Raw genomic sequence first — 12,070 nt, 5'->3', positions numbered from 1 at the left:
GGCGCAGCAAACCATCGAGGTCATCATGACGATCCCCAGCATTTCCGACTATCCGATGCCGGTCGCCGCAAGCTTTCCGGCCAACAAGACAAAATGGCAGCCTGACGCAAAACGCGCCGTGCTCCTCATCCACGACATGCAGCGTTATTTCCTGCGGTTCTACGAGGCCGACGGCAAGCTGATGACGACCCTCATCGACAATCTCGCAAAGGTGAAGGCTTGGGCGGTTCAGAACAGCGTACCTGTTATCTACACCGCCCAGCCGCATGACCAGCCGCCAGGCGACCGTGCGCTCCTGAACGACATGTGGGGACCGGGTCTCACCGTCGTCGATCCCGAACTGCAAAAGGTGGTGGACAAGCTCGCCCCGACACCTCAGGACGTGGTGCTGACCAAATGGCGTTACAGCGCCTTCCAGCGCTCCGACCTTACTGAGCGCATGAAGGGCTGGGGCCGTGACCAGATCATCGTCGGTGGCGTTTACGCCCATATCGGCTGCATGATGACGGCGGTGGAAGCCTTCATGAAGGATATTCAGCCCTTCATGATCGGTGACGGCGTTGCCGATTTCTCGGAAGCCGAACACCGCATGGCGCTGCAATATGTGGCGACACGCTGCGGCGTGGTGATCGACACCGCAAGCCTTGTCGGCGCGGGAGAGGCCACCGATATCAGCGAATGGCTGAAAGCCCGCGTCCTGCAAATGGTGGAGGATGAAAGCGATATCGACCCCGACGAGAACCTGATCTTCTACGGGCTGGATTCGCTGCAGGTGATGAAGCTTGCCGGCGAGCTGAAGGAACGCGGTGTCACCGTCGGTTTTGACGAGCTTGCGCGTGTACCCACACTTTCCGCCTGGTGGGCGCTGATCGAAGAAAAGCGGCTCGCAGCCTGAACGGACGAAAAAGATGACGCAACAGAGATTTACCGGGCGGCGTGTGCTGGTGACGGGCACGGCCCAGGGCATCGGCCGCCGCATCGCCGAACGTTTCATCGAGGAAGGGGCCGAGGTCATCGGCCTCGACCTTCTGGCCGGGACGGCAGAAGCTCCCTTCCGCCAAATCCCGCTCGACATCACCGACGCGACGGCGGTGGAGACGGCCTGCAAGGCAATCGAAAGCGAATGGGGCGGGCTCGATATCCTGGTCAACGCCGCCGGCATCCTGCGGCTCGGCGACAGCGAAAGCCTGACGCCTGCGGACTGGAAAGCCTGCATGGACGTCAATGCAGCGGGACCGTTTTATATGCTGCGGCAATGGAGCGGCATCTTCAAACGGCAGCGGCGCGGTGCGATCGTCAATATCGGCTCCAATGCCGCCGTCGTGCCGCGCATCGGCATGATGGCCTATTGCGCCTCCAAGGCGGCGCTGGTCAGCCTCAGCCATTGCGCCGCCCTTGAGCTTGCACCCTATGGCGTGCGCTGCAACGTCGTTTCACCGGGCTCCACCGATACGCCGATGCTTGCCGGCATGTTGAGCGATCCCGCCGGCAAGGAACGGCTGGTCGCCGGCCTGCCCGAGCAGTTCAAGCTCGGCATTCCGCTCGGCAAGATCGCAAGGCCTGATGATATCGCCGATACGGTGCTGTTTCTCGCCTCCGATCAGGCCGGGCATGTGACGATGCAGCAGATCGTGGTTGATGGCGGCGCCACGCTTGCGGCTTAAATTCGAGCCGTTGGATTGAAGGTGAAGAATATGGCCGTCGCAACGGCGTTTCATCGCGAAGCCGTCTCCGGCGATCCACCGGAGGCCATCTGGCCTTGGCCGGACGACAGCGGCGATTGCCATTGCCTCACCCTTCGTTACAGCGCCGAAGAAGGCGGCGGCGGCGAGGTCCCTCCCTTGCCGCAGCAGCTTTTAAATGCCGTGCAGAGACGCAAGGCGGAATTCATCGCCGGCCGCAGATGCGCGGCGGAAGCCACGCGCCGCCTCACCGGCTACGCCGTTTTTCCCGGTATGGGTGAGGATCGCGCCCCGATCTGGCCCGAGGGCGTCATCGGCGCGATTTCCCACAGCCATGGGCGGGCGATTGCGCTCGCCGGCTCCTCCCAGCGATTTCGCGGCATCGGCATCGATATCGAAAGGCTGCTGACCGAAGAGGAGGCCCGCGATATCGCCCCGCAGGCCTTGACCGCGAATGAGCGCCACAACCTCGGCAACGATATCGATCCCTTCATGACCGGGTTGGTTTTTTCGGCCAAGGAAAGCCTGTTCAAGGCGCTTTATCCGACAGTGAAACGGCTTTTCTTTTTCGAGGCGGCCGAATTATACAGATTCGACGCAAACGGCTCCGCATCATTGCGCCTGACGGCCGACCTCGGCGAAGACTGGCGCCGCGGAACGGAGGTTCCCTTCCGTTTCTGCCGCTTCGAAGGTCTGCTGCTCACTCGCATCCTTCTCCCGCATTAAGGGAAAAATGGTAGATTCATAACTGAGAAGATCATATTTTAAACCCGTCTTCCCGTCATCCGGGTGAAACACTCGGAAGGTACGCAGCCTGTTGGAATGATTCCAAACATTGAACGGTGGAGACAGACTATGACCGACATCGATACGAGCAAATTGTCCTGGGACGAGTGGGACGAATTGCAGAACCCGCCGCCGGCCGAAACCGATTTCGACCGCGTGGTTGAAACCGCGATTTCCCGCCGCGGCTTTCTCGGCGGCGTGCTGGCCTTCGGTTCGGCTGCGGCCGCCATGGGCACGCTCGGCAACCTGTTGAGCAGCACCTCCGCCGAGGCGCAGGAAACCGCCGCCGGCCGTTTCCCGTTCAAGCCGGTTGCCGCCGCAACCGACCACACCATCCATGTCCCGGAAGGCTATAACTGGAAGCCGCTGGCGAAATGGGGCCAGCCGCTATTCTCCAACGTTCCCGATCTCGACCCCGCCAAGGGCGTCAGCGTTGAAAATTCCGACAAGGTCTTCGGCGAGAACACCGACGGTATGGAACTTTTCGTGGTCGGCAGCCATCAACTGATCGCCGTCAACCACGAATACGTGAACCCGGAAACCAACCTGCCGCACGCTGAAAAAGGCAACCCGAAGACGGCCGACGATGTGAAGATCCTGCAGAACATGCAGGGCGTCACCGTCATGGAAGTTGCGGAAGACAAGGATGGCTGGAAGATCGTTCTCGACAGCCCCTTCAACCGCCGTATCCACCACAACACACCGATGAAGCTTTCCGGCCCGGCCGCAGGCTCCGATCTCGTCAAGACCGCCGCCGACCCTGATGGTATCGACTGTCTCGGGACCTTCAACAATTGCGGCGCCGGCCGCACGCCGTGGGGCACCTACCTCACCTGCGAAGAGAACTTCAACGGCTATTTCGGTACCACCGACGCCGCCTTCAAGCTGCCTGACGACTACAAGCGCTACGGTATCGTGGCCGAAACCCGCTACGCCTATGAGAAGTTCGACGCGCGTTTCGACGTCGCCAAGAACCCCAACGAGCCGCGCCGCGCCGGTTACGTGGTCGAGATCGATCCTTCGGACGCCAAGTCCACCCCGATCAAGCGCACCGCGCTTGGCCGCATCAAGCATGAAAATGCCGCCGTGGTAATCGCGCGTGACGGCCGTGTCGTTGTTTACATGGGTGACGACGAGCGTGGCGAATTCCTCTATAAATTCGTCTCCAACGGCATCTACGTGCCGGGCGGCGACACCTCCAAGCTGCTTGACGAAGGCACGCTTTACGTCGCCAAGTTCTCCGATGACGGCGCCGGCGAGTGGCTGGCCCTGACCCCTGAAACCACGGGCATGAAGATCGACGAAATCTGCGTCTTCACCCGACAGGCCGCTTCCAAGGTCGGTGCAACGACGATGGACCGCCCGGAATGGGTCGCCATCAACCCGGTCGCCATCGAAGCTTATTGCGCGCTGACCAACAACAGCCGCCGCGGCGAAATGAAGGACGGCAAGCTGCGCGCCAATGCCGGCAGCGACGCCATGGCGATCAATGCCGCCAACCCGCGCGAGAAGAACGAATACGGCCAGATCGTGCGCTGGTATCCGGAAAATGACGACCATGCGGACGGCAAGTTCAAGTGGGACCTGTTCTGCATGGCCGGCAATCCCACCGTCCACAAGGACGCCTATGCGGGTTCTTCGAACATCAACGAAGGCAACATGTTCAACTCGCCTGACGGCATGATGTTCGATAGCACTGGTCTGCTCTGGATCCAGACCGACGGCGAGGATAGCAATGAAGGCAACTTCGCCGGCCAGGGCAACAACCAGATGCTGGCGGGCGACCCGGCCACCGGCCGCATCGAGCGCTTCCTGACTGCCCCGAAGGGTTCCGAAGTCACCGGCCAGACCTGGTCCGGCGACAAGCGCACCCACTTCGTCGGTATCCAGCACCCCGACGCCCCCTTCCCGGATGGCGAAGGCAAGCTGCCACGCTCGGCTCTAATCGCCATCAAGCGCGACGACAATGTGAAGATCGGCTGACGCATGGCTGAAGCAAACCCGGCCGCGACTAACCCGCGGTCCGGTTTAATAAATGGAAACGCCGTGCATCCGGAAGGCTGCACGGCGTTTTGTTTTGCCAGACAGATCAGAAAACGTTCCGATGCACATCCGTCATCGCGCGCCTCAGGTCGTCCACCGCAGAGGCTGTCGGCCCCGGTTGATCGTCGAGTGCTGGTGGCATTTTCCAGCCGGGATCGATGCCTTCCATATTCGGCAATTCATGGGCGATGCCCTTGTGGCAATCGATGCAGGTGGCCTTGCCCGTCAGCAGGTATTTGGAATGGATATCAGCCGCGCGCTGCGTCTGTTTGGTAAAATCCATGGCGGCGGAGGAATGGCAGTTGCGGCATTCCAGGCTGTCATTGGCCTTCAGGCGCGACCATTCGTGCTGGGCAAGCTCCAGACGCTTGTCGAGGAACTTCTTGCGCGTATCGATGGTGCCGAAAATCTTGCCCCAGACCTCCTTGGAGGCCTGCATCTTGCGGGCGATCTTGTCCGTCCATTCATGCGGCACATGGCAATCCGGACAGGAGGCGCGCACGCCGGAACGGTTGGAGAAATGCACCGTCCGCGTCAGTTCCTCATAAACATTCGCGCGCATCTCATGACAGGAAATGCAGAAGGCTTCCTTGTTGGTCATCTCAAGCGCGGTGTTGAAGGCGCCCCAGAACATCACCCCGCCGACGAAGCCGCCAAGCGTCAGGAAGGCAAGGCTGAGCGTACCGGCCGGCGTCGTCAGAACCGCCCAGAGCCAGGCGAGAAGTTTTTTCACTCGGGCGATCATCATTCGCTACCCGCCGGTTTGACGCCCATTTCGCTCATGTCCTGAAACGTGTTGGGCACGAGCGGTCGCGTATCAGCCTGCGGCACATGGCAGGCGGTGCAGAAATAACGGCGCGGCGAAACATCCGCCAGCATCTGGCCTTCGCGCGTCATGTAATGCGTCACGCTGATCATCGGCGCGCCGGAATCCTGCGTGAATTCGCGCTTGTGACAGGACAGACAGCGGTTGGCATTGACCGAAAGCTGGTAGCCATCGATCGAATGCGGAATGACCGGCGGCTGTTCCGGATAGGCGCGCATGCGCCTGAAGTCGTCGATCACCCACTTCGGCAGAGGTTTGGCGGGCTCGGTGCGCATAGCGTCGCCGCGCGGGCCGGACAATTCCGGCACCATCTGCGCAACGGCACCCGTCGCCACCGCGACCACCAGAAGCGTGGCGACCATCCACCCGTGTTTCCTGATCATGCGACTGGCTCTATCTTGACTGCGCATTTCTTGAAATCCGTCTGCTTGGAGATGGGATCGGTTGCGTCGAGCGTCACCTTGTTGATGAGCTGGCTCGCATCGAACCAGGGAACGAAGATGACGCCGGGCGGCATGCGGTTGCGACCGCGTGTTTCCACCCGCGAGCGGATTTCGCCACGGCGCGAGACGATGCGGATTTCCGCGCCCTGATTGAGCCCGCGCCTGCGCGCATCATCGGCATTCATGAAACAGCGGGCGCCAGGGAAAGCCTTGTAGAGTTCCGGCACGCGCATGGTCATGGAACCGGAATGCCAGTGCTCCAGCACGCGGCCCGTCACCAGCCAGGTATCGAATTCGTCGTCGGGGGATTCGGCCGGCGGCTCATAGGGCACGGCGATGATGACCGCCTTGCCGTCCTTGTTGCCGTAGAATTTCACGCCCTCGCCGGGTTTGACATAGGGGTCGTAACCCTCGCGGTAACGCCACAGCGTTTCCTTGCCGTCCACCACAGGCCAGCGCATGCCGCGCACCTCGTGATAGGCATCGTAAGGCGCAAGATCATGGCCGTGGCCGCGCCCGAAGGCGGCATATTCCTCGAAGAGGCCCTTCTGCAGATAGAAACCGAAATCCTTGGATTCCTGGTTCTGGTAATCCGCGTTGATCTCGCTCAGCGGGAACTTGCCGACATCGCTGTCCTTGAAGAGAACCTCATAAAGCGTCTTGCCGCGATAGGCGGGATTGGCGTCGAGTATCTCCGCCGGCCACACTTCATCGGTGGTGAAGCGCTTGGAAAATTCCACCAGCTGCCAGAGATCGGAGCGCGCCTCACCCGAGGCCTCGACCAGCTGGTGCCAGACATGGGTGCGCCGCTCGGCATTGCCATAGGCGCCCTCCTTTTCCACCCACATGGCGGCGGGCAGGATGAGGTCGGCGCTCATGGCCGTGATGGTCGGATAGGCATCCGAGACCACGATGAAGTTTTCGGGGTTGCGATACCCCTGATAGGTCTCGTTCTTGGTGTTGGGACCTGCCTGTACGTTGTTATTGACCTGCACCCAGTAGAAATTCAGCTTGCCGTCATGCAGCATGCGGTCCTGCTGCACGGCGTGATAACCCGGCTTTTCCGGGATGATGCCGTGCGGTATGCGCCAGATTTCTTCGGCATGTTTGCGGTGCTCGGGGTTGGTCACCGTCATGTCGGCAGGCAGGCGATGGGCGAAGGTTCCGACCTCACGCGCCGTGCCGCAGGCCGAGGGCTGGCCGGTGAGCGAGAACGGGCTGTTACCCGGCTCGGAAATCTTGCCCGTCAGCAGATGGATGTTATAGACCATCTGGTTGGCCCAGACGCCGCGAACATGCTGGTTGAAACCCATGGTCCAGAGCGACATGACCTTGCGTTTCGGGTCGGCATAAAGCTCGGCCAGCTCCTCCAGAAAACCGGCTTCAACACCGGTCATGGCCGCGGTCTTTTCCAGCGTGTATTCGGAGACGAATTCCTTGAAGGTTTCGAAATCGATCGCTTCGGTCTTGGTCGGATCAGCGGAATTGGCGGCATTCATCTCCACCGGATTGTCCGGCCGCAGGCCGTAACCGATATCGGTGACGCCGCGCACGAATTTCGTGTGGTTCCTCACGAAGTCTTCGTTGACGCGCCCGGTCTTGATGATGTGGTTAGCGATATAATTGAGGATGACGAGATCCGTACCCGGCTTGAAGACCATGGGGATATCGGCCAGATCCATGCTGCGATGGGTAAAGGTCGAAAGCACCGCTACCTTCACATGGTCGAACCCCAGACGCCGGTCGGCGATGCGCGTCCACAAAATGGGGTGCATTTCCGCCATGTTGGAACCCCAGAGCACAAAGGCATCGGCATGTTCGAAATCGTCGTAACAGCCCATCGGCTCATCCATGCCGAAGGTGCGCATGAAGGCATAGGCAGCAGACGCCATGCAGTGGCGGGCATTGGGATCGAGATTGTTGGAGCGGAAGCCGGCGCGCATCAGTTTGGTCGCGGCATAACCCTCGAAGATCGTCCACTGGCCGGAACCGAACATGCCGACGGCCGTCGGTCCCTTTTCCTTCAGCACCCGCTTGCACTGCTCGGCCATGACGTCGAAGGCCTCGTCCCAGCTTACCGGCTCGAACTCGCCATCCTTGGCGTAGACGCCGTTCTTCTTGCGCAGCAACGGGGTCTGCAGGCGGTCCTTGCCATACATGATCTTGGACAGGAAATAGCCCTTGATGCAGTTGAGGCCGCGATTGACCTCCGCCTGCATGTCGCCGTGGGTGGCGACGACCTTGCCTTCCTTGACGCCGACCATGACGCCGCAGCCCGTGCCGCAGAAACGACAGGGCGCCTTGGACCATTTGATCTGCAAGGCGGAAACGCCGCCCGGCACCGGCTGGGCCGCGGCCGGCAGCGCAATGCCCGCCGCTGCCGCCGCAATGCCGGCGGCCTGCGCCTTCAATAGATCACGCCGCGTCAGTTCGCTGCTCATCGCCGCTTGTCTCCTCTGTATCGACGTGTTCGAAAACCATGTTGGCGGCAATCACACCGTCGAGTGTCGAAATATAAGTGAGCGTATCGCCCAGCATGCCGGTGCTCGTGCCATCGATGACGATGACGATCTTGCCGTTGCCCTCGCCATGAACCTCGACATTGTCGAGCGTTAAAAGCGTTGCGAGCACGGCATCGCGCATCTGCGGCATCACCGCCACCACGGCGCTTGAAACATGATACCGCCCTGTATTTTCAGGCATATTGCATCTCCGTGGTTGCTTCCTTGATCTCGATCACACCGGCCGGGCAGACGGACACGCAGGCCCCGCAGCCGGTGCAGGCTTGTTCGATAAGTTCAGGCACGAAGGGACCGCCGCGGCGGGGACGAAACCGGATGGCCTCGGTCGGGCAGGCATCGCGGCAGGCCTGGCAATCAATATCGCCGAAGGCGAGACAGCCCTCGCCGATCGCCATGACATGATCGAAGCGTTGCGCGGCGGGGGCGGCAAACACCGGTTCCGGACAGGCTTCGGCGCATTTGCCGCAAAAGGTGCATTCCCCGCTGGAAAAATCCACCGAAGGCAAGCCGCCCACCATGGCAATGATGCCGGTGGGACAGGCTTCGACACATTTTGCACAACCGCTACAAGCGGTGAGGTCGCTCAACGCGACCCCGGGGGGACAGATGCGTGGTCTATGTTTTTGCCCGCCGCGCAGCAAATCGCGCCGGCTGAGAGAGGCTTCCATCATCATGGCGCCCTCAATGACCGGGCGGCCCCGGAGGGCCGTAAATGATCTGGAACATCCAGACGATAAAGCCATAAGCCCCGACAAATCCGACCGCCAGAACGGGCCAGATTCCAAAGGCCAGAACGGCGAAGGTCACAAGTTCCCTCGTCCGGCCGGGCTTTTCATCTGTGTGTTGAGGTGCGACTATTTTAGGCATATTCGCGTTTCCTATTCGTTTCGAGTCATCATCGGCTAAAAGACGGAAATATTCAACTATTTGATTTTATTGATTATTTATTAGAACTAACATTCATCAAGACGGCTCGCCTAAGTCACTGATTTCGCATTGTGCTTTTGCTGAAAAAATAAACAGTCGACGTAAAATGGGTTGAATGCCCGACCGTCGGAGCTGCCGGAAGCTCTCATCCGCAGGCTCCCTTATCGTCCATGCCCGGCGCGCGCATGAAGGGGAGAAAGCCCTGCAGCCAGGCGCCGAAACTCGCCGCCCAGAGCATTGCACTGAGGCCGTGATGATAGGGTGACAGGATCACGGCGAAATCGAACTCAGGCAGGATGCGGATCAGCCCGGCCGCCACCATCAGGGCCGCCGCCGCATGGGCCTGCCAGGGCAGAGACGCCAGATTGCGGCCCGTGTGCCGAAGCCCAGCGAGGAGGAAAACCGCCAGGACAGCGCATCCAAGCGCACCGACCGAAAGGAGATGCAGCCCTGCGGCGGGCGTGACGGAAAAACCGAGCCGTGTCGCCCCGAGCGCCAGAAAACCCGCGCCGGCAAAGGCGTTGCCAAGCCCGAGCAGCAGCACCTCGGTCCTGAAGACCGCGCGCCCGATGAACCATTCGGCCAGCCGGTCGAAAAACGCCGCACCGGCCGCAAGCGCCAGCCAGGCGCAGACATCACTTTGCGGAAAGGCGAGCCTCGCCGCCATATAAATCGTCACCATGCCGCCCGCCATGTGCTGGCGGCCGGGATGCGGCCGGTAAGGCGTGGTCTCTCCGCTTGGATCGAGCGCCAGATTGATGACGACCACATTGATGCGGGCTGCCGAGAGCGAAAACAGCACGGTAAAGATGCACAACGCCCCCTCCAGACAACGGGATGCGAATGCGAGATCGCCGGCCCACCAGCCATAACGCACCCCCGCTTCCGCCGCAGCGAAAAGAAGAAGCCAGATGAGGAATGTCAGGTGCTTCACCGTACGCCGCGCCAGCATCGCCCTGCCGATGAGGGCAGAGAGCGCCAGCAGAAAAGCCATATCGAAAAAGCCGGCCAGCAGGCTCCACGCATCAGCCCCCAAGAAACCGATGATGCGGCCCGGCAGCCAGAGGCAGGCAAGATGGCCCAGCGCTCTTCCCTGCGCCGGTTTCGTATCCGTCCATTCCGGCACCGCCGAACCGAGGAAACCCGCAAGCGCCATGCCATAGGTGCCAAAAATCATCTCATGGGCGTGCCATTGCGAGGCAGGCACGGCATCGGCGAAAGGCAGGCCATAACCGCCGATAACCACCCACAAAAACGGCCAGACTGCGCCATGCAGGGCGGCCAGAGGAAAAAACAGCCGCAGGGCTTCGGAAAGGATCGGCGGCGGCCTCATCTGACCCGCTCCCTCGCCGAAAACAGTTCGGCAAAGGCCGGGCTCTCGGCCAGGCGTTCCGCTTCGTCGAACACCGCCCGCGCCATGCGCCCGCCCGGCGAACCGGAAGGCTTGTGAGTGGCAACCACGCGGCCGTCCATGCCTGAAAGCACGATCAGCCTGTCGGCCACCATCAGCGCTTCATGAAGATCATGGGTGACAAGAAGGGTGGAGAAACCGCGCCTGCGGGCGGCGCCCACCAGAAGCTCCTGCAAATGGCGGCGCAGGCCGACATCGACGGCGCTGAAAGGTTCGTCCAGAAACAGCATGTCCGGCTCCACCGCCAGCGCCCGCGCCACACCGGCGCGCTGGCGCATGCCGCCGGAAAGCTCGACCGGATATTTGCCGAAATCCGTTTCTTCCAGCCCGACTTCGAGCGCAAAACCCCCAGCTCTTTCACGGCGTTCCCGTTTCGGCATGCCGGTGGCCGCAAGGCCGTAGGCGATATTGTCGATCAGCGTCATCCATGGCAGCAGCCGCGGTTCCTGAAAGACCAGACCCTGCCGGCGATATCGACGATGCACGCGGCCGCGAACGGGATCGATGATACCAGCCGCGATCTGCAGGATCGTCGTCTTGCCGCTGCCGGAAGGGCCAAGCAGCGCCACGGTTTCCCCCGGCGCGATGCTCAGGTCGAAATTCTCGAAAAGGCTGCGACCTAAAAAGGCGTGGCCGACATGTTCGAAACGCAGGTTGGAATGATCGCTCATCGTTTGACACCCCATGGCAGCCCGGCGGCGCGCCAGCGTTCCAGCGCTTCGCGCAGCAGATGCAGCAGGCCGTAATCGGTGAGCAGCGCCAGCGCGACGGTGATGGTGAGCCAGGCGCTGACCTGCGCAATGTCGAACAGCGCGCGTGCGGTGGCCAGTTCGCCGCCAATGCCGCCGGAATTCGACAGAAGCTCGGCCATGACAGTTACTTTCCACGCACTGCCGGCCGTCGTGGTCCAGGCGGGAAAGAGATAGGAAAGCACATGCGGCATTGTGACGGTCCGCAACCGGTAAAACCATGGAGCACCGAAGGCCTGCGCCATCACCTCCAGCTGACGATCCCGCTTGGCGACACCTTCCAATGCACCGGCAAAGGAAACGGGAGCCGATGCGATGACAACGGTCATGACGGCAGTGCCGCCGGAGGAACCGAACCAGATCAGCGCCAGCACGATCCAGCCTATGGGCGGAACGCCGAGCAGGACGGTGACAACAGGCTTCATCAGCCGCATGGCCGCGAAGGAGTAACCCGCCATCACGCCGGCGACGGTGCCGATTCCCGCCGCAATGGTGAAACCGGTCAGGGCCCTGACGGCGCTCTGCGACAGGATCGCGAAGAAATCCGGCCTCGTCGCAAGCACTCCGATAGCCGTGAAGGTCTCACCCGGCGAAGGCAGGATGAAGGAGCCATAAATTTCATGCCCGGCCTGCCAGGCGGCGGGGAAGCGGAAAAAACCCGAAAACCCCGCCCAGCCCGCC

At 61.4% G+C, this 12,070-nt stretch carries 13 protein-coding genes; 4 read left to right on the top strand and 9 right to left on the bottom strand.

All coding sequences use genetic code 11. From position 1 onward, the window contains the following. Positions 1–25 precede the first annotated feature (25 nt). The 4 genes from ASB65_RS14610 to ASB65_RS14595 all read left to right on the top strand — a co-directional run bounded on the left by ASB65_RS14610 (position 26) and on the right by ASB65_RS14595 (position 4,451). Positions 26–895, top strand: coding sequence for an isochorismatase (locus tag ASB65_RS14610; protein WP_060724400.1), 870 nt, complete (start codon positions 26–28; stop codon positions 893–895). 13 nt (positions 896–908) lie between these two features. Further along, complete coding sequence (gene dhbA, locus ASB65_RS14605; protein WP_060724399.1) at positions 909–1,664, top strand: 2,3-dihydro-2,3-dihydroxybenzoate dehydrogenase; 756 nt, start codon at positions 909–911, stop codon at positions 1,662–1,664. A 30-nt stretch (positions 1,665–1,694) separates the two neighbouring features. Next, on the top strand, positions 1,695–2,408 hold the full coding sequence (locus tag ASB65_RS14600) for a 4'-phosphopantetheinyl transferase family protein (RefSeq protein WP_060724398.1): 714 nt from the start codon (positions 1,695–1,697) through the stop codon (positions 2,406–2,408). A gap of 129 nt (positions 2,409–2,537) precedes the next feature. Then, positions 2,538–4,451, top strand: a complete 1,914-nt coding sequence (locus tag ASB65_RS14595) for a PhoX family protein (RefSeq protein ID WP_060724397.1) — start codon at positions 2,538–2,540, stop codon at positions 4,449–4,451. Between the two features lie 106 nt (positions 4,452–4,557). On the opposite strand, the gene ASB65_RS14590 is transcribed toward ASB65_RS14595, so the two are convergent. The 9 genes from ASB65_RS14590 to ASB65_RS14550 form a co-directional block, all read right to left on the bottom strand. Beyond that, a complete protein-coding gene (locus tag ASB65_RS14590) occupies positions 4,558–5,253 on the bottom strand; it encodes a cytochrome c3 family protein (protein ID WP_272870511.1) in 696 nt (231 codons plus the stop codon). 2 nt (positions 5,254–5,255) lie between these two features. Continuing rightward, on the bottom strand, positions 5,256–5,747 hold the full coding sequence (locus ASB65_RS14585) for a nitrate reductase cytochrome c-type subunit (RefSeq protein ID WP_080814697.1): 492 nt from the start codon (positions 5,745–5,747) through the stop codon (positions 5,256–5,258). Beyond that, positions 5,717–8,221 carry a periplasmic nitrate reductase subunit alpha gene (gene napA, locus ASB65_RS14580; RefSeq protein WP_060724396.1) on the bottom strand — a complete coding sequence of 835 codons (2,505 nt, stop codon included), beginning with the start codon at positions 8,219–8,221 and terminating at the stop codon, positions 5,717–5,719. The genes ASB65_RS14585 and napA overlap by 31 nt, the downstream gene beginning before the upstream one ends. Continuing rightward, on the bottom strand, positions 8,196–8,483 hold the full coding sequence (locus ASB65_RS14575) for a chaperone NapD (RefSeq protein ID WP_060724395.1): 288 nt from the start codon (positions 8,481–8,483) through the stop codon (positions 8,196–8,198). Before ASB65_RS14575 ends, napA begins: the two co-directional genes overlap by 26 nt. Beyond that, positions 8,476–8,976: a ferredoxin-type protein NapF gene (locus ASB65_RS14570; protein ID WP_060724394.1), complete on the bottom strand. Its 501-nt coding sequence runs from the start codon at positions 8,974–8,976 to the stop codon at positions 8,476–8,478. Before ASB65_RS14570 ends, ASB65_RS14575 begins: the two co-directional genes overlap by 8 nt. A gap of 7 nt (positions 8,977–8,983) precedes the next feature. Further along, the gene (napE, locus tag ASB65_RS14565; RefSeq protein ID WP_003504689.1) at positions 8,984–9,169 is read right to left on the bottom strand and encodes a periplasmic nitrate reductase, NapE protein; all 186 of its coding nucleotides are present in this window, start codon (positions 9,167–9,169) and stop codon (positions 8,984–8,986) included. Positions 9,170–9,374: 205 nt separating this feature from the next. Beyond that, positions 9,375–10,562: an NnrS family protein gene (locus tag ASB65_RS14560; protein ID WP_060724393.1), complete on the bottom strand. Its 1,188-nt coding sequence runs from the start codon at positions 10,560–10,562 to the stop codon at positions 9,375–9,377. After that, entirely contained in the window at positions 10,559–11,311 is a 753-nt protein-coding gene (locus ASB65_RS14555) for an ATP-binding cassette domain-containing protein (RefSeq protein ID WP_060724392.1), read from the bottom strand. Before ASB65_RS14555 ends, ASB65_RS14560 begins: the two co-directional genes overlap by 4 nt. After that, a partial coding sequence (locus ASB65_RS14550; RefSeq protein WP_060724391.1) for an ABC transporter permease occupies positions 11,308–12,070 on the bottom strand: 763 nt, incomplete at its 5' end. The genes ASB65_RS14550 and ASB65_RS14555, both read right to left, overlap by 4 nt.

This window comes from Agrobacterium tumefaciens str. B6 (assembly GCF_001541315.1).
GTDB classification, from domain to species: Bacteria; Pseudomonadota; Alphaproteobacteria; order Rhizobiales; family Rhizobiaceae; genus Agrobacterium; species Agrobacterium radiobacter.
This window is presented reverse-complemented; position numbering and strand designations above follow the sequence as displayed.

What these genes read in the sequence shown, in the direction of transcription:
- ASB65_RS14570 (WP_060724394.1), bottom strand. Translation starts at nt 8,976, where the DNA reads ATGATGATGGAAGCCTCTCTCAGCCGGCGCGATTTGCTGCGCGGCGGG.
- ASB65_RS14560 (WP_060724393.1), bottom strand. Translation starts at nt 10,562, where the DNA reads ATGAGGCCGCCGCCGATCCTTTCCGAAGCCCTGCGGCTGTTTTTTCCT.
- ASB65_RS14555 (WP_060724392.1), bottom strand. Translation starts at nt 11,311, where the DNA reads ATGAGCGATCATTCCAACCTGCGTTTCGAACATGTCGGCCACGCCTTT.
- ASB65_RS14595 (WP_060724397.1), top strand. Translation starts at nt 2,538, where the DNA reads ATGACCGACATCGATACGAGCAAATTGTCCTGGGACGAGTGGGACGAA.
- napA (WP_060724396.1), bottom strand. Translation starts at nt 8,221, where the DNA reads ATGAGCAGCGAACTGACGCGGCGTGATCTATTGAAGGCGCAGGCCGCC.
- ASB65_RS14600 (WP_060724398.1), top strand. Translation starts at nt 1,695, where the DNA reads ATGGCCGTCGCAACGGCGTTTCATCGCGAAGCCGTCTCCGGCGATCCA.
- ASB65_RS14610 (WP_060724400.1), top strand. Translation starts at nt 26, where the DNA reads ATGACGATCCCCAGCATTTCCGACTATCCGATGCCGGTCGCCGCAAGC.
- ASB65_RS14575 (WP_060724395.1), bottom strand. Translation starts at nt 8,483, where the DNA reads ATGCCTGAAAATACAGGGCGGTATCATGTTTCAAGCGCCGTGGTGGCG.
- napE (WP_003504689.1), bottom strand. Translation starts at nt 9,169, where the DNA reads ATGCCTAAAATAGTCGCACCTCAACACACAGATGAAAAGCCCGGCCGG.
- dhbA (WP_060724399.1), top strand. Translation starts at nt 909, where the DNA reads ATGACGCAACAGAGATTTACCGGGCGGCGTGTGCTGGTGACGGGCACG.
- ASB65_RS14585 (WP_080814697.1), bottom strand. Translation starts at nt 5,747, where the DNA reads ATGCGCAGTCAAGATAGAGCCAGTCGCATGATCAGGAAACACGGGTGG.